Consider the following 19,126-nt stretch of genomic DNA (forward strand, 5'->3'; position numbering starts at 1 on the left):
TAAACTTTCTGTTACACCACGCAAAGTGAGTTTCGAAAGAAATCCATACCTTTGCCGCCGTGAATAAACAGTTTTTGTGCACGCCTAAATTTTTAAAGCATAAATCAAAAATGAATAGAACATGATTGAACAAGTGTTAACAATGAAACGGACAGCAGCCTTATGCTTGGTGGGAGCTTTCTGCAGCTTGAATGTTCAAGCCCAGAAAATCCATGTCAAGGGTAATCTTGTTGACGGTACAGGTGAACCTCTGATAGGTGCCACTGTAAAAGTAAAAGGTAATGCCAGCGTCGGTACGGTCACCGACTTTGACGGAAACTTCAGCATCGATGTGCCTTCTGAAAACTCTTCTCTCGTATTTACCTACGTAGGTATGAAGACCAAGGAAGTGAAAATCGGTAAGAAGAGAGAGTTCAAACTCTCATTGGAAGATGACAACGCTATCGGCGAAGTCGTAGTCGTAGGTTATGGTCAGCAGAAGAAGGCATCTGTCGTAGGTTCTATTGCACAGACCACAGGTGAGGTGCTGGAACGTGCTGCCGGTGTCAGCGACATTGGTGCTGCCTTAACTGGTAACCTTCCTGGTGTGGTAACTGTTCAGGGCAATGGTATGCCTGGTGAGGAGGAGCCACAGATCATTATTCGTGGTGCTAGTTCTTGGAACAACAGTGACCCTCTCGTCCTGGTCGATGGTATCGAGCGTCCTATGAGTAGTGTAGACATTGGTTCTGTAGAGAGCATCTCTGTATTGAAGGATGCATCTGCCACTGCCGTTTATGGTGTGAAGGGTGCCAATGGTGTCATCTTGATTACTACCAAGCGTGGTAAGGAAGGCAAGGCTAAGATTGATGTAGGCTTCAACGCTACATTGAAGGCTCCTTCTAAGTTGCCTAACAAGTATGATTCATACGATGCCTTGATGTTCCGCAACAGGGCAGTGGAGCATGAGTTGGGTGTTTCTCCTGAATCTTGGTCTTACATCCGTCCTCAATCATTTATTGAGAATTATCGCAACCAGACCACACAAGAGCAACGCGAGCGTTATGCTAACGTGGATTGGCAGGATGCCCTCTTCAAGAAGAGCGCCATGTCATATAATGCCAATGTCAATGTGAGCGGTGGTACAAGCTTCGTGAAGTATTTTGCTTCTGCCGACTTTGTACACGAGGGTGACCTCTTCCGTGAGTATGATAACGGACGTAACTATAACTCTGGCTATGGATACAATCGTATCAATGTGCGCAGTAACTTGGACTTCTCTATCACTAGAACTACTACATTAAAGGTAAATGTATCTGGTTCTAATGGTGTGCGCAAGGCTCCTTGGAGCAACATGAGCAATAGCGAGTGGCAGATAGGACAGCAGTGGGCTGGTGCTTATAACATCGCTCCAGATGTATTCTTGCCTCAGTATAGCGATGGCTCTTGGGGTTATTATCCAAATGCGTCTAACGTAAGTAACTCTGCTCAGAACCTCGCCATCGGTGGTACAGCGCAGGCTACTACTACTCGTATCAATACCGACTTTACCTTGGAGCAGAAACTCGACTTCATCACCAAGGGTTTGAACTTGCGTGGTACCGTTTCTTGGGACAACGTGTTTGTTGAGACGAGCCGTGGTATCAATGACTTGAACAATACAGCTCAGACCAAGTATGTTGATCCGGAGACTGGCAATATAACATATGGCCAGATATATGAGTCAAACAATAAGTTCGACTGGAAACAGGGCGTTAACTGGAGTACTTCAGGTGGTTCGGTTGATAACAACCAGACTGTTCGCAATCTTTACTATCAGTTGCAGCTCAACTGGGCTCGCAAGTTCGGACAGCATGATGTTACAGCCATGGGCTTGTTCTCTCGTCAGGAGAATGCACGTGGTAGTGTGATGCCTACTTACCGTGAGGACTGGGCATTCCGTGCTACTTATAGCTATGCTGGTCGTTACAACATCGAGTATAACGGTGCTTACAACGGATCAGAAAAGTTTAGCAAGGACAATCGCTTCGCCTTCTTCAATTCTGGAGCCATCGGTTGGACCATCACTGAGGAAAACTTCATGAAGTATCTTCGTGACAAGCACATCATTGATATGTTGAAGTTCCGTGCATCTTACGGTGAGATTGGTGATGATAACCTGGGCGATCCATTCGACTCTTCTCGTCGTTGGCTCTACATGAACCAGTGGGCATACGGAGGCAACACAGTGATGGATCTTGACCATACCAACAGTATCTACACATGGTATCGCCAGAATACATTGGGTAATAAAGATGTGAAGTGGGAGACTGTGAAGAAGACCAACTTCGGTATTGATTATGGTTTCTTGGGTGGTTTGATTACCGGTTCGCTCGATTTCTTCTGCGACCGTCGTAACGACATTTTGATCTTTGGTGATAACCGCTCCATCCCATCTTACTTTGGTACTACAGCTCCTACTATCAATAAGGGTAAGGTTCGTACCAGTGGTTACGAGTTGGAGTTGAAGCTCAACAAGAAATTTGCCAATGGCATCCGCCTCTGGGGTAACTTCAATATGACCCATGCCAAGAACAAGGTGCTCTTGAAGGATGACGCTCAGCTCACTCCTAACTATCAGAAGGAGGCTGGCTACTCTATGGGTCAGTATCGCTCATACATTGATCGTGGCTTTATCAACGACATCGATGACTTGATTGGTTCTCCAGCTCATGAGTCTAATGACAACCACCGCTTGGTAGGCGATTACTACATCGTAGACTTCAATGGTGATGGTGTGGTAGATAGCAAGGACTCAGCTCCAGTAGGTTATAGCTCAAGCCCTCAGAATACATACAATGCCACTATCGGTATCGAGTATAAGGGCTTCTCTGCTTTCGCTCAGTTCTATGGTGTAACCAATGTAACTCGTGACGTAACCTTGACAAGCTTTGGCAATAAGTTGGACAATGTTTATGACACTGGTACTTGGTGGGACAAGAATGAGTCTTCTCCAGAATCTATCATTCCTCGTTGGGGTGCTACCCAGTCTGATTACAGCAATGGTACTCAGTTCCTCTATGATGGTTCGTACATCCGTCTGAAGAACGTAGAGATTGCTTATACTTGGACCAAGGGATGGATCAAGGCTCTCGGTATGAACTACCTCAAGGTATACTTGAATGGTAACAACCTCTGGCTTTGGACTCGTATGCCTGATGACCGTGAGGCTAACCTCGGTGGTGGCGGTTTCCTTGGAGCATATCCTACAGTACGCCGCTTCAACTTAGGTGTTAAATTCTCATTGTAATATTAAAATGAACATTCAAATGAAAAATAAGATAAAGAATTTTTTGTTGATGGGATGCGTCTCGCTGGCTCTCGGTACCTCGCTCAACTCTTGCCAGGACTATCTTGACAAGGAGGCCGATTCTACAGTCTCAGAAAATGACGCATTTGTAAACTTCCGTAACTTTCAGGGTTACGTAGAGGAGATTTACAACTGTATCCCTGATAAGGAAAAATGTAACTGGTGTCCTTCTTGGAACTGGGGTGATGATGAAATCTTCAACCCAGAGGCTGATGGCCGTATGACACACCAGGTAGACTTGGGCAACTTCCGTGCTTGGCAGACCACTGGTAACTGGCTTTACAAGGATGGCAGCAACCCTACATCTACAGATAAGTTCAACCACTCACTTTGGCCACATGCTTGGTATTGCATTCGTAAGGCTAACCAGGGCTTGGCTAATCTCGATAAGTTGGTAGCTAGCAAGGCAGAGAAAGACCTCATTGCTGGTCAGCTTTACTTCTTCCGTGCATGGTGGCACACTGAGTTGATGCAGTACTTTGGTGGTTTGCCATACATTGATACCTATTTGGATCTCAATTCAGAGCTCAATTTGCCTCGTCTCTCTTATCAGAAGTGTGCAGAGAAGGCTGCTGCTGATTATCGCAAGGCTGCCGATCTGTTGCCTATCAACTGGGACAATGAGTATGATGGTGCTGCCACACAGGGCAAGAACGACCTTCGTATCAACAAGATCATGGCACTCGGTTATCTGGGCAAGACTTATCTCTGGGCTGCCAGCCCATTGATGAAGGATGGCGCACAGGTAGGAGCTAGCAAGAATGGCAAGACATACGACTATGATGAGGAGTTTGCCAAGAAGGCAGCTGAGGTCTTCGGTGAGTTGCTCACATTGGTTGAGGGTGGCCAGACACAATATGGGTTGGCTGAGTTCAAATATAAGGACATCTACAATCATGAGCGTTCTGCCGATGCTAACTCTTGCTTCTCTGATATCTTCTATACCAAGAAGCAGAACTGGAAAATGCCTGGATCTATTGAGGCTATCTTCCGTGGTCCATCTTCAGACTTCAACGGCTCTAACTGGAATACCTCTAAGGTGTTTGGCCCTAAGGTACAGAAAGTGGTTGGACATGACAATGTGATTCACCAGCCTACAGCTAACTTGATAGCTGCTTACGGTATGGCTAATGGTGAGCCCGCTTACATCGTAGAGAATGGCAAGTTGGTTCCTAACATAGCAGGTGGTTTCGATCCTACTCATCCATATAAGAACCGTGACCCACGCTTCTATCACGACATCGTGTTTGATGGCTTCAAGTATCTGAATGGTACTCCTGGTCAGTGGGCTAACTTGCAGTACTGCCAGTTGTATACAGGTGGCAATATGCGTCCAGTGGCTAATGGCAGCCGTACAGGTTACTTCATCCAGAAGTTGGTTCCTCATACATGTAATGAGGTGGATCGCGACTACGATTGGGGTTCAGCATTCCACTGTTACTTGCCATATATGCGTCTGGCTGACATCTATCTGATGTATGCTGAGGCTTGTGCTGCGTTTGGTGGTGCTTCTGGCAAGGCTACTAACTTTAGCAAGACTGCTGAGGATGCCATCAATACCCTTCGTGATCGTTGTGGCGCTGGTCATGTGGCTCCAGAGTATGTAGCTGATGCACATAAGTTCATGGACGAGGTTCGCCGTGAGCGTGAGGTGGAACTTGCTTTCGAGGGCTTCCGTTTCAACGACTTGCAGCGCTGGTTGCTCCTGACCGAGGCTCCTTACAATGTAAAGTACTCTGATGAGTTTGACCGTGTTGAGGGTGCCGATTTCTACAAGGAGAAAGACCCAGCTGATGCTCAGGTGGCTAACTTCCGCCAGGAAGCGATCTTGACTCGTCACTTCACAGCCAAGCACTATTGGTTCCCATTGCCTATCAAGGATGTTTATCTCTATCAAGAGCTTAGTCAGAATCCTGGTTGGTAAAATAACATTATATAGTAATACTAAAATAAGAATGATAGTATGAATTCAAAATTCAAATCATATAATTCAAAGTTCCTGTTGGCAGGTCTTGTGTCATTGGCTCCTATGGCTGCCGATGCCAAAACTGCTGCTGAGAACGAAACCGATACCGTTGCTGCCGACAAGGAGATGGTCAATGTGGCTTATCGCAAGGTAGCCAAGGGTGACATCTTGGGCGGCGTTTCGGTAGTCGATGTAGAGGGATTGATGAAGAAAAACTACCACACTTATAGCCTTGACAACATGCAGGGCTACGTGGGTGGTTGGAATGGCAACTCTCTCTGGGGCATGGATGCTGACAATGCAGGATACTTGGTATTGGTAGATGGTGTGCCTCGTGAGGCAACCAACGTGATGCCTAGCGAGATTGACCAGATTACATTCCTCAAGGGTGCGCAAGCTGTAGTGCTCTATGGTAGCAAGGCAGCTAAGGGTGCTGTGCTCATCACCACCAAGCGTGGCAAGAACGATGGCTTGAAGGTTGAGGTGCAGGCTAACGCTGGTCTCAATGTGGCTAAGTCATTCCCTGAGTATCTGGGCTCTGCTGAGTATATGACTCTCTACAACGAGGCTCGTGCCAATGACGGCTTGACTCCTCTCTACTCTGCTGAGGATATCTACAATCATGGCTTGGGCACCAACCCATATCGTTATCCTAATCTTGATATGTACTCTTCTGACTATCTTCGCAAGATGAATAGTCGCTACGAGGCTACTGCTGAGATTAGTGGTGGTGGTAAGCGTGCTCACTTCTATAGCAACATCAACTATTATCGCCAGGGCGACTTCCTGAAGTTTGGTGAGGCTAAGAACAATAACACTCAGCGTTTCAGTGTACGTGGTAATGTAGATGTCAACATCACAGATGACATCAAGGCTTGGGTCAACTCCAATGCCACATTCTATGATTCACATTCTGCTATTGGTGATTATTGGAATGCAGCTGCTACTTGGCGTCCTAACTTCCCACAGAATGCTAACCCATTGATCTCTACAGACATGATAGCTCCTAATGCCAAAGCTGCTTGGGACTTGATGAGTGTGGCTAAGCTGGTGGATGGCAAGTACTTCTTGGCTGGTACACAGGCTAACTCTTCTAACATCTTCGCAGATTACTATGCTGCTGGTAAGAGCAAGTATACTAGCCGCCAGTTCCAGTTTGATACAGGTGTTAACATCAATCTGCACAAGTTGTTGCAGGGCTTGTCTTTCGAGACTCGTTTCGCAGTAGACTATGCTACCTCTTACACCACATCTTTCAATAATAGCTATGCCATCTATATCCCAACATGGTCAAACATCGACGGCAAGGATATGATCGTAGCTTTGAAGAAGGAAGGTGAGGATAAGAAGTCTGGTGTACAGAACATCGCTAATAGTGTGGACAATCAGACCATGCTCTTCTCTGCTCAGTTCAATTACGCCAATACATTTAATAAGGTACATAACCTCTCTGCGATGTTGATTGCCTCTGGCTTCCAGCAGTCGAAGTCTGGACAGTATCATAAGAACTCAAGTGCTAATCTTGCCTTGGATGCATCTTATGATTACGCCAAGACTTATTATGCAGACTTCGGCTTGGCAGCTATCCACTCTGCACAGTTGGCTCCAGGTCATCGTGTAGGCTTCTCTCCTTCACTTTCATTGGGTTGGAGACTCAAGAACGAGAACTTCTTGAAGAACAGCAAGGTGGTAGACGATATGATGATCAGTGTATCTGGTAGCATCATCAACGAGGATATTGACTTGGCAGTAAATGACAACAGATACTATCTCTATGACACCAACTGGCAGACAGCTGATGGTTATGGATGGTATGATGGTTCTGCTGGCAAGTACACATTCTCTAAGCGTTCTGCCAACAAGGATCTCGACTTCATCAAGCGTAAGGAACTTTCTGTCAACTTCAAGACTTCCTTGTGGCAGCAGATGGTAACATTGGATGCTAGCTTCTTCGTTAACTCGATGGAGGGTTATCTGATTTCTACTCCAACGTTCTATCCTTCTCACTTTAAGCCAGGCTATCCTGATGCTTCATTCATGCCTGTGCTCAACTTTAACAATAATCGCCGCATCGGTTTCGACTTCGCAGCTAACTTCAATAAGAAGGTGGGTGATGTAGACTTGCAGCTCGGCGTAACAGGTACTTATTATAACACCAAGGCTACCAAGCGTGATGAGATGAACGCATGGAGCTATCAGAACCGTGAGGGCAAGGCTCTCGATGGTATCTGGGGTTATAAGTTTGCTGGCTTCTTCCAGAGTGAGGAAGAAATCAAGAACTCTCCAGACCAGAGCCGCTTGGGTAGTGACGTGAAGCCTGGCGATATGAAGTATGTGGATGTAAACGGTGATGGCAAGATCGACTCTTACGACCAGGTGTTCCTGGGCAAGGGTGGTTGGTATGGCTCTCCATTCACATTGGGTGTAAACCTCACTGCTAAGTGGAAGAACTTCACATTCTTCGCCCTCGGTACTGGCAACTTCGGTGCTTATGGCTTGAAGAACAATTCTTACTGGTGGGTAAAGGGTGACGGCAAGTACTCAGCTGTGGTTCGCAATCGCTGGACTAAGGCAACCAAGGAGACTGCTACTTATCCACGTCTTACCACACTCTCAGGTAGCAACAACTATCAGACATCAGACTTCTGGATGTACAGCACAGACGCTTTCCGCTTGGCTAAGGTACAGATTACATACGACCTGCCTAGCACGCTCTTCCAGAAGACTTGGCTTAAGGGCTTGTCTGCTTATGTAAGCGGTGCCAACTTGCTCACTATCTCTAAGAACCGTGAGGTATTGGAGATGAACATAGGTAGTGCTCCTCAGACACGCTATTATAATATAGGTGTGAAGGCTACATTCTAATCATTATTAAATGTATACAGAAATGAAAATTAATAAGTTATTTATATTAGCTGCATTGTCACTCTCGTTGGTGTCTTGCTCAGATCTCTTTGAGCCTGCACAGGAAAACAACCGTAGCTTGGACGAGATTTACGAAGAGCCTACTTATGCTCAGGGACTTCTCGGCTATGCTTATGCCGTGCTTCCTTATAATACCAAAAGTGTAACTGATGTGGCAACCGATGATGCTGTAAGCAATGATTTGTCTAACAGCTACCTGAAAATGGCTACTGGTTCTTGGGCTGCCAATAATGACCCTATGAGCAAGTGGACTAGCTGTCGTGCTAGCATCCAGTACTTGAACATCTTCCTTCAGGAAGTGGACAAGGTAGACTGGGCTAAGGACAAGGGTGCGCAGCAGATGTTCTGTGAGAGCCGTAAGGGTGAGGCTTATGCCTTGAGAGCTCTCAATATGTATTATCTCTTGATGAACCATGGTGGTTGGACTGAGGATGGTCAGCTCCTGGGTGTGCCAAACTTGACAAAGCCAGAGGATACTTCTTCTGATTTCAATCAGCCACGTGCCACATTCCAAGCTTGCTTGGATCAAATCTATAGCGACTTGGACCAGGCTGAGCAGTTGCTGCCTTTGGACTACAATGATTTGACTAAGTCAGATCCTGTGCCAGAAAAATACACTGCTATGGGTGTGGACAACTATCAGGACTATAACCGTGTATTGGGTTCTCTGATGCGTGGTCGTGTGAGCGGTCGTATCGCCAAGGCTATCCGTGCACAGGTTTCTCTCCTTGCTGCCAGCCCTGCTTTCTCTAAAGGTACAAACGTGGATTATAAGCGTGCTGCTGATGATGCAGCCAGCTTGCTCGACTTGATAGGTGGCGTAAGCGGCTTGTCTGAAACAGGTAATTCTTGGTATGCTCAGACTGCGGAAATCGGCCAGCTGCAGTCTGGTGAATGTCCTAAGGAAATCATCTGGCGTGGTAATAAGACTAATGGTGCAGATGATTGGGACCTCGGTTTGAACCAGGAGGCTGATAACTTCCCTCCATCTCTCTATGGTAAGGGACGTATCAATCCTACCCAGAACTTGGTGGATGCTTTCCCTGCTGCCAATGGTTATCCTATCACAGATGAGCGCAGTGAGTATGATGACTTGGATCCTTATAGTAATCGTGATCCACGCTTGGATCTCTACATTATCTATAATGGCTGCAAGTATAAGGGTGCAACCATCAATACCGACATCACCACTGCCAACAATGACAATGGACTGAATAAGATTGGTAACTCTACACGTACTGGTTACTATATGAAGAAGCTTCTTCGTGAGGATTGTAATCCTAATCCAAATGCCAAGAACGCACAGTATCACTATCCTGTGTATATCCGCTATACCGAGATCTTCTTGGATTATGCTGAGGCTGCCAATGAGGCTTGGGGACCTAAGGGTAAGGGATCTCACAACTACTCAGCTTACGATGTAATCAAGGCAATCCGTGAGCGTGCCGGAGTTGGCGAGTTTGGCGAGGATCCATACTTGGATGAGTGCGCTGGTGACCAAGGTAAAATGCGTGAGTTGATTCGCAATGAGCGTCGTATTGAGCTCTGCTTCGAGAACAAGCGCTTCAATGACCTCCGCCGCTGGAAGGCTCCTATCAATGAGGCTGTTCATGGCGTGGAGATTTCTACAGAGGCTGGTATTCCACAGTTCAAGGATATCACAGTAGAGGAAAGAAAATACGACGACTATATGTATTACGGTCCTGTGCCACAGACTGAAATCCTCAAGTGGGATCAGCTGAAGCAGAATGCAGGATGGAAAATTACAAACGACTAACATTTTATAATGATGAAAACTATGAAGATGAATAAATATTTCTCAATGGCTGCACTCGGAGCTTTGGCTCTGACTTTCGGCTCTTGTGAGAACGGCACGCCTGAGTTTGACGACTACGAGGGTGGCACATCAGTCTACTTCGCCCACCAAAACGTGGAGCGTATATTGGTGTTGGGCAATGACGAGACTCGTGACAATACCAAGGACAACGAGCATATTATCAACATCGTGTCTACCATGGGTGGTGCTTACAATGGTAAGGACATCACACTGAATGTGGCTGTAGATAATTCGCTTTGTGACAACCTCTATTTCTCTGATGGCGTATCTCCTGTAAAGCCTATGCCTGCAGAGTATTACACCTTGGCAGGTAACACCATCTCTTATGGTGGCAACTTGCAGGGAAGATTACAGGTGAAGCTCAACGATGCTTTCTTCGCTGATCCTGCCTCTGTAAAGAATACTTATGTCATCCCTCTGATCATCAAAGATCAGAAGGGTGCTGGCAAGATCTTGACGGGTACTCCTTTCCAGGAGGGGGAAACTCCTGCGCTGACCAATAGCGATGCGTGGAAGACATTGCCTAAGAACTATGTACTCTACTGTGTGAAGTATATGAACCCTTGGGCTGGATTCTATCTGCGCCGTGGTACAGATAAGATTACTGAGAATGGTCAGACCACAGAGGAGAAGCGTGAGGGTGCAACTATTGAGAAGGACGAGGTTTGCCAGATTACTACCAAGAGCCTTACAGAGGCTATCTATCCTCTCACAGTCAAGAGAGTTGTGGGCAAGGATGCTGAGGGTAAGGATATCCTCAAGTCTTATACTTGCAACTTGAAGCTTACCTTTGCTAACGATGGTACTTGCACTGTTTCTTCCGAGACAGAGGGCGTAACTGCTACAGGTACAGGTAAGTTTGTGGAGAAGGGCGCTAAGCTGGCTTGGGGCAACAAGGATCGTGACATCCTGACTCTCCAGTATACCGTAGACTTCGGTGCTGTCAAGGTAGAGACAACCGACCAGTTTGTAGCTCAAACTCGTGGTAACACCAATGGTATTCCTACTTTCGATACTCAGTATATCGTAAAGTAAGCTGCGGTAATTATCAATTAAGTATCATCTAATAATAGGTAGATTATTATGAAATTGAAAAATATTAATTTTGGTTTAGGCTTGGTAGCTCTCTTGGCTTTGTCATCATGTGCTGATGACAAGTTCTCGGAGTACAGAACTGATATGACCAAGAACTTGAAGGAATATCAGTATCTTAACAACTATGAGCCTTTGAAGAAATATGTCGAAGACATGAAGGCTTCTGGCAAGTGCAATCCCGACTTTAAGTTGGGTATTGCACTGGCTGCGCCCGACTTCAACAAACAGGAGCTTGTATATTGCTTGGCTGGTAGCAACTTCGAGGAGATGACAGCAGGCAACGCCATGAAGTATGCTTCTTGTGTAAAAAATGATGGAACCTTTGACTTTAATACTGTTAAGGATTTCGTTACAAATGCACAGGATGCAGGTTTGACCATCTATGGTCATACGCTTGCTTGGCATTCTCAGCAGAACAAGAAGTATCTTAGTAAACTTATTGCAGATAAGGAGTTACCTCCTTCTTCTAATGTCACACGTTGCTTGGTCATTGAGAATAAAGAGGCTGGTGGTCATTGGGATGCTCAATTATATTTCCCTGCTCAGTTATCTAAAGGGAAAAAGTATGTCTTTAAAATGAATGCAAAAGCTACTGCTCCTTTTGACTTAATTCTATGGGCAGCCCCAGGTGATGCAGATTTAGGCTCGATTTCAGTAGGTACTCAATGGAATGAATATACCGTTGAATTTACTCCGAAAGCCAATTATGAGAACTTTGTTTTTGCTGCAGGTAAACTGGGCGGTAAACTGGACATCAAGTCTTTGAGTCTTTGTGAAGAAGGTTCTACCAATAATTTGATCGTAAATGGTGACATAAAAGGGGACGAAGTTCCTTGTAATAAACCTTATTCCTGGCATAAGGTAACTACAGAAATTCAAGAAGTGGCCGAAAGTCAAGTGGTTGAAATCCCTGTAAGTGTTGGTCATCTTACCTTTGATGATGGTAAGAACCTTGGTGGATGGAATATGGATAATACGCCAAAGATTGTAAATGGTGTTTGTGAGGTTGGTAACAACGCAGCCAAGGCAAACCCCTGGGATGCACAGGTTAACTATGAACCAGGTTTCGCTTTCGAGAATGGTACAACCTATCACTTGAAGATGAAAATCAAGGGTTCTGTAGCTGGTGAATTTGGTGCTGCATTCCAGAATCCTGATGGCTATAAAGGCTGTGGCGACTTCCCTACCATCAAGGTTACAACTGATTGGAAGGAAGTTGATGTGACTACCAAATGTAATGGTGACAATGCCTTGCGCCTGCTGCTGAATATCGGTAAATATGCTGGTACCCTCTTTATTGATGATTTTGAAGTTTACTACACGAAGTCTGCTAATTCCATTCCTCTTACGGATGAAGAGAAGAAGACTCTTCTTACTGATGCAATGGGCAAGTGGATTGATGGTATGATGGAGACTACAGATGGTTATGTTACATCTTGGGATGTTGTGAACGAGGCAATCTCTGGTAAGAAAGGTGCTGATGGATTCAATGAGTTGCAGCATGCAACTAATGCTCCTGCTTCTGATGTAGCCAATAGCTTCTACTGGCAGGATTATCTCGGTGATATCGACTATGTTCGTACTGCCGTTAGAGATGCACGTAAGAGCTTTGCTGAGCACAATGGTGATCCATCTAAGTTGAAGCTCTTTATCAATGACTACAACTTGGAAGGTTACTGGGATAAGCACGCTAAGCTGAAGAGCTTGATCCACTGGATTGGTCTGTGGGAAGATCCTAATGCAGAGGAACCTGTTGTTATCGATGGTATTGGTACACAGATGCACGTAACATGCTATGGTGATGCAACTAAGCAGGCTAAGCTTCAGAGCGACATCGAAGAGATGTTTAAGTTGATGGCTAAGACTGGTAAGCTCGTCAAGATTTCTGAGCTTGATATGGCTTATGAGGATGAGGCAGGTACTTCTGTTACCTTCGACAAGATGACTGAGGAGCAGCACAAGCAGATGCGTAGCTTCTATACATTCATCATCCAGAAGTACTTCGAGCTGATTCCACAGGCTCAGCAGTATGGTATCACTCAGTGGTGTGCTACTGATTCTCCTAAGGATTCAGGTTGGCGTGCAGGTTGCCCTACAGGTCTTTGGGATAGCAATTATCTCCGCAAGCACACTTACGCAGGCTTCGCAGCCGGCTTAGGTGCTCCTGAGTACTGGAAGGAGAATGCAGAATAATGTTAGAAATGAACATTAGTTTAGGTTTTATCATATAAAGGATTAACCGAAATGATGTTAGTCGTGATAGGTCGGTTGTGTCGAGAAGACACGACCGACCTTTTTGCTTTGTAACATTTGTCTTGCAATATGTTAAATGTGAGTCAGTAAATAAAAAATAATTGTGATTTTTGAGGTTGTATCACTTCTTTTTTGTATCTTTGCGCTTAAATATCACTATAATGATATATAATGGCTATTTTATGGCTTAATGTTTACTTAAATGATAGTTAAGTATATGAAAGATTTGTATGAATATTCTACTCCGGAACTGGTGAGATTGCTGGGAAATCGCTTTAGGGAATACAGAATGCGATGCAATTTGACACAGAAGGAAGTGGCTGAACTGACAGGCATTGGTATGACTACTATCCACAAGTTTGAGAATGGATGTGCTAGAAACATTTCGCTTTCTACATTGATTCTCTTGCTCAAGGTGGTGGGACAGATCAATGCGCTTGATAACTTAATGCCCGAATTGCCACCATCCCCTTACTTGATGACCAAGGGAGATAAAAAGGTACAAAGAATTAGACACTGATAATAGCGAATGATTTATGGTTAAGACTTTAAAAGTAATCTTGTGGGATGAGGAAGTTGGTAGGTTGTCGTGGGACGACAAAAGGCAAATGTCCTACTTCACTTATAATCCAACTTTTGTGCATAGGGGTATTGATATATCTCCTCTATGGGCATCCATACGCAACAATAGAGGACTTATGCCTATTTGGGGAGAGGAACAGAGAATTTATCAAAAACTTCCTGCTTTCCTGGCTGACTCATTGCCTGATTCTTGGGGCAATCAGTTGTTTGATCTTTGGAGACAGCAGAATCATCTCTCCAATACGGAAATTTCTCCTCTTGATAAGTTGTCATTTATCGGTAGAAGAGGAATGGGTGCTTTGGAGTTTGTCCCAGAGTATGAGAGGAGTAAGAAATCAGAGAGGATTGATGTCAATTCCTTGGTTGCACTTGCTGAACGCATATTTACTGAACGAGAGGAGGCTCAGATTTTACCAGAGGAATCTCTTACCATGCAGTCGCTCTTGACTGTGGGAACTTCTGCTGGTGGCAGGCAGCCTAAGGCTATTATTGCTATCAATTCGGCTGATGGTGAGATAAGAAGTGGACAAATCTCGGATCTTGATGGATATGATTACTACTTGTTGAAGTTTGGAAATGCTGATTTCAACTCTGCCGAACTAGAAATGACATACTACGAGCTTGCCGTCAAGGCTGGCATCAATATGATGCATTCTGAACTCTTGACGGTTGATGGCAGCAAGCACTTCATGACGCAGAGATTTGATAGAAAAGATGGGAAGAAGCTTTATACTCAAACTTTGGCGGCTATGTATCCTGAGGCAAATAGTTATGAGCAACTTATTTCTGTTTGCAGGTCGCTCCATTTGCCTGAGGCTGATTGTGAAGAGGTTTATAGAAGAATGATATTCAACGTGCTGGCAAACAATACTGATGATCACAACAAAAACTTCTCCTTCATGATGGATAGGATGGGTAATTGGCGGTTATCACCTGCTTATGATCTTACCTATATCCTCAATATGGGTGGAGTGCAGCCCAATCAAGACCACTGTATGTTTATCAGGTCCAAACTGCGTAATATTTCAAAAGAGGATGTCTTGCAATTTGCATTCGATAATGGTATTCGAAAGCCAGAAAGCCTGATTAATGATGTAAAGAATGCTTTGTTGCAATTTAGAACTGTGGCTGTAAAATATGCAGTGGATGAAAAATGGATAGGCAGAGTGGAGTCTACCATCCTTTCTCATCTGAAAGAATGGGGTGAGTATGAAGATGATAAACCGACGTTATCTGTAGAGATTAATGGTCATCAAGTGACTGATGTACATATAGAGCAAGCCTACAAGGGCAACTTTCATTTGTGTGCAAAGATAGATGGCAGGGAAAGGAAGTTTGTGATAAGCAAAAACAAGAATGAGTTTTCCCTTATAGAGAGTATCGGAATCGCTAATCTTACAGAGAAACAACTGTTGACTATGGTTGAAAAATTCCTATGTAAGTAAAGAAATAAAAATGGCACGAAAACGCACTTTTTCTCACTTTTTTTTCGAGAAAAAGTGCGTTTTCGTGCTAAAATCTTTCACATAGGCTCTGGCTGCATAGAGGGAATATTCCATAAATTATGTAAACGCTGCTCAAACGTAATGATGTTGATAAATCTGTATATTTTTCCTCTGTTTTGACCAAACATTTGGGGAATCTGGAACATTTTGGGCAAAAACATTTGGGGAATCTGGAATATTCGTTTATTTGACTTTTCCTGATTTCCTCTTCAAATAGGTTTGATGGTGTATCATTTTCGTTATAATGTTGGCTATCAAACCTATTTGGTGCTTCTCACAAAGTGTAACTACTACAGCTACCGGTATTTCTAAGGTAGAGAATCTGAAGGTTGCTCAGGATGGCAAGTGCTTCAACCTCGCTGGTCAGCAGGTTGGTAAGGGTTACAAGGGCATTGTGATCAAGAATGGTAAAAAGATGGTTATCAAGTAATAGATGAGACGTTTTACAATGCTCGCATCGTACTATATATAATAATGTGAACGATGATGTAGAATCTATATAATATAAATATTAAACAAATGGTATAAAAAATCCCAGAATCGCTCTTCTAAGCAGTTCTGGGATTTATTATGTCTGATAGTTTGCCATGATGTGCTTCCGTTTGCCTACAGATATGGCTGCGTGGGGTTAAGAATATGACTGCATTGGGTTACGGATACGACTCCGTAGGCTAACGGAGACGTATCCTTCGGCTTGTCGAGATATCTGCGTCAGCTGATTGAGTCACTTGAGTTAGCTGATTGAACTACTTGAGTTAGCTTACTGAACTACTTGGGTTAGCTTACTGAACTACTTGGGTTAGCTGATTGAACTACTTGAGTTAGCTGACTGAGCTATATCAGTATTCTGTAGTATTACATGTGTATTTTTTTCTAATTTAATGCCACATTTGCCACGCTTATACTTAACTCTTTGATTATTAGAGGATAACGTGTGGCAATAAGGGGTGTTTTTATTGTCACCTTATTGCCACCTATTGTAAGCGTCTCCGCGTTTATACCTTGCATAATTCAAAAAAAAGCAGTAACAGCTGATTAAACTAATGCTGTTACTGCTTTTTCCATCGGTCAGGAAGTAAGTCTCTATATTTTTTCAATGGGGTATTGGGTTGCCATTCTGCAGTCTTTTCTATTACGTCGCATATGTATTCAAACAGATTAATGCCATTCAGCCTGCATGAGATGGCGATGGAATATAGGATAGCCGCCCGGCTTGCTCCTTCGTGCGAACCAAAGAACATTGAGTTTCTTCTTGATAGTGATATGTACCTCTGGATTCTCTCAATATAGTTGTTATCGAGAGCCGTATCACCTCTTTTGAAGATGTCACAAATGGCATTATATTCATTAAGGGCATAACCGACCGCCTGCGCCAAGGTAGACTTGGGCAGCAAATCCTTCCTGGAAGATATTTCCTCCAGTTTCTCCAATAAATCCTGTAAAATGTCCGGTGCATATGACTGCCGATAGACTAGATGGCCTTCAACGGTCCATCCATTTACCCCAACCTTATGTTTTTTGTCTTCTCGATAAAATCTGTTGAGGATATCTACGACTTCCTGAGCATCCTTGTCTTCCTTGCCGCAGTCGATGAAGTCTCTCTTGACATGCTGTAGACAGGCGATTCTCATAATGTCAGGATAAGCATCCGACTCCAGTTTCCGGTAAGGAGCATATGCATCACTCTGTATGGTACCTTTATAATCTGAGAATACGTTAAGTATGACCTGCTCAGAGCGTGAACCATCCTCATATACGAAGAAGACAAGTCCCAATTTAGACGCACTTACAGCCCAGAGGTAGCCTTTCTTCGACCCCTTGTCTGTAGGTTTTGTCTTGGCTAACAGCACTTTATGGTATGTCTCGTCTGCCGAGACATAATCCTGCTGCAACACTACTTGGCAGATAGCCTTATAGAAGTTTTCCAGTACATCAGCACTTCTGGCAATCAACTTGTTTGCCGTAGCTTTCCTTAACGTAAACCCATTGTCGGCAAAGTATTTGATGATTCGCTCTACCGGCATGGAATAGATGTATCGCATCTGCAGGAGTCCTGCTGCAAAGGAAGGTGAATAGGAAGAATTCAACAACAGAGCCGGCGGAGTTTTCCCCGGATACATGATACTTCCATCAGTATAAGTGTTGATGTGATACACGGTCTTGATGAATTTGATGGGTTCCATGCTGTAACGTATACAGGTACGAGTTCCGAAGAGACGCAACGTCTTCAAAAGCCCTGCATCCATGACTGGATCTATCGTAACATGCACCTCTTTCATCTCGTAATGCATGTCACGCTTGGCACCGTTGTTTTTGCGTGCCTTTCTCTTTTCGGCCTGCTCTGTTTTCTTCTTGTCAAATTCCTCCTGGGTCATCGAGTCTTGTGGATTCTTTTCCTGACGTTCGGACTTCTTGCCTGAAACGAGCTTGCCGAGTGCCTTGTTCTGACGATTCGCTTTGTCAATGGCGATTCCTTTCTGGACGAGCAGTTCTTCTAATGACTTTATACGTTCAATGAGTTCGTTGACCTGTGTAGTCAACGAGCTCACCGTAGCATTAGCTTGCTGAAGCTGTTCGTTTGCAAGCTGAAGCTGTTCCTTTAAAAGTACTATAATTTCGTCCTTTTTCATAGTGCAAAGGTACGAAAAAATATCGAGATATGCAAGTGTTTTTAGATATTTATTTTTATTATCTTGCTGATATACAATACGTTAAATACAGCATAGCAAAGCTATAAGTTAACCCTCTTTCTATATTTCATGCTTTTTAGGCAAATTCCGCTCATGATGGCAGATAGCGTCTTGTAAGGCATTTTGCATTGTTTGCTTTGGGGATCAAAGAATGGTAATTCAAAGGTTCCTCGCTCCAGTCGCTTCTGATACAGCAGGAAACCGTCGCCATCCCATTTGAGCATTTTTACCTGCTGGCGGTTCTTTGAGAAGAAGATGAAGACGGCACCACCGAGTGGCGGCAGCTCCATCTCCGTCCTCACAATCTGGTACAGGCCATTTATGCCCATGTTCATTCGGACATATCGCTGGCAGACGTAATACTGGGTATTTTCGTTTAGTCCAAACATAGCATATCCTCCTTTTCGTAAAGTTTCATCAGATGCATGACAGATTTGGCGCTACCTTTCTTGATGGTGACTATCGTTCCATTTGGGAAGGTTAGGGTTATGCCAAAAAGATAGTTCTCTGGACAGACGAGTTCGGATGGTATTTCCATGGGAAGGAACATCATCCCAGTGTCCTTGGCTATTGCCTCGGAACATTCCTTACGGGCTTCGGCCTGAAGCAGACGAATCTGCTGTTTGGCTAACCTAACAGAATAACCTTTCTCTGACATCCATCTATGCATCGAGCGATGGTTTACATGCCGTTCCTTTAAAAAAGGAATCAAACTGGCTTTTGGATTATGATTCAAATGAATCTGGAAGGCATTCCATGCCCTCTCATAACGTTCTGTTGCTCTCATAATTTCGTTGCTTTTAAAATTATGGTGCAAAGGTAAGAACTTTTACGATAAAGGGCAAGGTATAAATGCGGAGCCGCTTACCACCTATTACCACTTTTGGCATAAAATCAGCAAAATAACGGTGTTTTTGAGGGATTTGCTACGTCCCGACGCAGCAA

12 protein-coding genes are annotated in these 19,126 nt (G+C 44.3%); 9 read left to right on the forward strand and 3 right to left on the reverse strand.

Annotated features, from left to right (window positions below; translation table 11 throughout):
* Positions 1-121: 121 nt before the first annotated feature.
* From FO447_RS14385 to FO447_RS14425, 9 genes are all read left to right on the forward strand, one after another.
* The gene (locus FO447_RS14385; protein WP_200756934.1) at positions 122-3,268 is read left to right on the forward strand and encodes a SusC/RagA family TonB-linked outer membrane protein; all 3,147 of its coding nucleotides are present in this window, start codon (positions 122-124) and stop codon (positions 3,266-3,268) included.
* Positions 3,269-3,287: 19 nt separating this feature from the next.
* Positions 3,288-5,252, forward strand: a complete 1,965-nt coding sequence (locus tag FO447_RS14390; protein WP_418330548.1) for a RagB/SusD family nutrient uptake outer membrane protein — start codon at positions 3,288-3,290, stop codon at positions 5,250-5,252.
* Positions 5,253-5,291: 39 nt separating this feature from the next.
* A complete protein-coding gene (locus tag FO447_RS14395; RefSeq protein WP_117727189.1) occupies positions 5,292-8,159 on the forward strand; it encodes a SusC/RagA family TonB-linked outer membrane protein in 2,868 nt (955 codons plus the stop codon).
* Between the two features lie 22 nt (positions 8,160-8,181).
* A complete protein-coding gene (locus FO447_RS14400) occupies positions 8,182-9,996 on the forward strand; it encodes a RagB/SusD family nutrient uptake outer membrane protein (RefSeq protein WP_200756936.1) in 1,815 nt (604 codons plus the stop codon).
* Positions 9,997-10,017: 21 nt separating this feature from the next.
* Complete coding sequence (locus tag FO447_RS14405) at positions 10,018-11,091, forward strand: DUF5627 domain-containing protein (RefSeq protein WP_117727227.1); 1,074 nt, start codon at positions 10,018-10,020, stop codon at positions 11,089-11,091.
* Positions 11,092-11,139: 48 nt separating this feature from the next.
* Complete coding sequence (locus FO447_RS14410; RefSeq protein WP_200756937.1) at positions 11,140-13,344, forward strand: endo-1,4-beta-xylanase; 2,205 nt, start codon at positions 11,140-11,142, stop codon at positions 13,342-13,344.
* Positions 13,345-13,621: 277 nt separating this feature from the next.
* Positions 13,622-13,924, forward strand: coding sequence for a helix-turn-helix domain-containing protein (locus FO447_RS14415; protein ID WP_117695549.1), 303 nt, complete (start codon positions 13,622-13,624; stop codon positions 13,922-13,924).
* Positions 13,925-13,940: 16 nt separating this feature from the next.
* Positions 13,941-15,431 carry a type II toxin-antitoxin system HipA family toxin gene (locus FO447_RS14420; protein ID WP_200756940.1) on the forward strand — a complete coding sequence of 497 codons (1,491 nt, stop codon included), beginning with the start codon at positions 13,941-13,943 and terminating at the stop codon, positions 15,429-15,431.
* 304 nt (positions 15,432-15,735) lie between these two features.
* Entirely contained in the window at positions 15,736-15,921 is a 186-nt protein-coding gene (locus FO447_RS14425) for a hypothetical protein (RefSeq protein ID WP_117695534.1), read from the forward strand.
* 619 nt (positions 15,922-16,540) lie between these two features.
* Here the strand turns inward: FO447_RS14425 and tnpC are convergent.
* From tnpC to FO447_RS14440, 3 genes are all read right to left on the reverse strand, one after another.
* On the reverse strand, positions 16,541-18,121 hold the full coding sequence (gene tnpC / locus FO447_RS14430; RefSeq protein WP_200756147.1) for an IS66 family transposase: 1,581 nt from the start codon (positions 18,119-18,121) through the stop codon (positions 16,541-16,543).
* Positions 18,122-18,222: 101 nt separating this feature from the next.
* A complete protein-coding gene (gene tnpB / locus FO447_RS14435; RefSeq protein ID WP_200756146.1) occupies positions 18,223-18,570 on the reverse strand; it encodes an IS66 family insertion sequence element accessory protein TnpB in 348 nt (115 codons plus the stop codon).
* On the reverse strand, positions 18,558-18,968 hold the full coding sequence (locus tag FO447_RS14440; RefSeq protein WP_200756145.1) for a hypothetical protein: 411 nt from the start codon (positions 18,966-18,968) through the stop codon (positions 18,558-18,560). The genes tnpB and FO447_RS14440 overlap by 13 nt, the downstream gene beginning before the upstream one ends.
* Positions 18,969-19,126 lie beyond the last annotated feature (158 nt).

It is taken from the genome of Segatella copri (assembly GCF_015074785.1).
In the GTDB taxonomy this organism is placed as follows: domain Bacteria; phylum Bacteroidota; class Bacteroidia; order Bacteroidales; family Bacteroidaceae; genus Prevotella.

Bases quoted from the DNA above. Each gene is read 5' to 3' on its own strand.
- FO447_RS14385 (WP_200756934.1), top strand. From the start codon at position 122: ATGATTGAACAAGTGTTAACAATGAAACGGACAGCAGCCTTATGCTTG.
- FO447_RS14390 (WP_418330548.1), top strand. From the start codon at position 3,288: ATGAAAAATAAGATAAAGAATTTTTTGTTGATGGGATGCGTCTCGCTG.
- FO447_RS14395 (WP_117727189.1), top strand. From the start codon at position 5,292: ATGAATTCAAAATTCAAATCATATAATTCAAAGTTCCTGTTGGCAGGT.
- FO447_RS14400 (WP_200756936.1), top strand. From the start codon at position 8,182: ATGAAAATTAATAAGTTATTTATATTAGCTGCATTGTCACTCTCGTTG.
- FO447_RS14405 (WP_117727227.1), top strand. From the start codon at position 10,018: ATGAAGATGAATAAATATTTCTCAATGGCTGCACTCGGAGCTTTGGCT.
- FO447_RS14410 (WP_200756937.1), top strand. From the start codon at position 11,140: ATGAAATTGAAAAATATTAATTTTGGTTTAGGCTTGGTAGCTCTCTTG.
- FO447_RS14415 (WP_117695549.1), top strand. From the start codon at position 13,622: ATGAAAGATTTGTATGAATATTCTACTCCGGAACTGGTGAGATTGCTG.
- FO447_RS14420 (WP_200756940.1), top strand. From the start codon at position 13,941: ATGGTTAAGACTTTAAAAGTAATCTTGTGGGATGAGGAAGTTGGTAGG.
- FO447_RS14425 (WP_117695534.1), top strand. From the start codon at position 15,736: ATGTTGGCTATCAAACCTATTTGGTGCTTCTCACAAAGTGTAACTACT.
- tnpC (WP_200756147.1), bottom strand. From the start codon at position 18,121: ATGAAAAAGGACGAAATTATAGTACTTTTAAAGGAACAGCTTCAGCTT.
- tnpB (WP_200756146.1), bottom strand. From the start codon at position 18,570: ATGTTTGGACTAAACGAAAATACCCAGTATTACGTCTGCCAGCGATAT.
- FO447_RS14440 (WP_200756145.1), bottom strand. From the start codon at position 18,968: ATGAGAGCAACAGAACGTTATGAGAGGGCATGGAATGCCTTCCAGATT.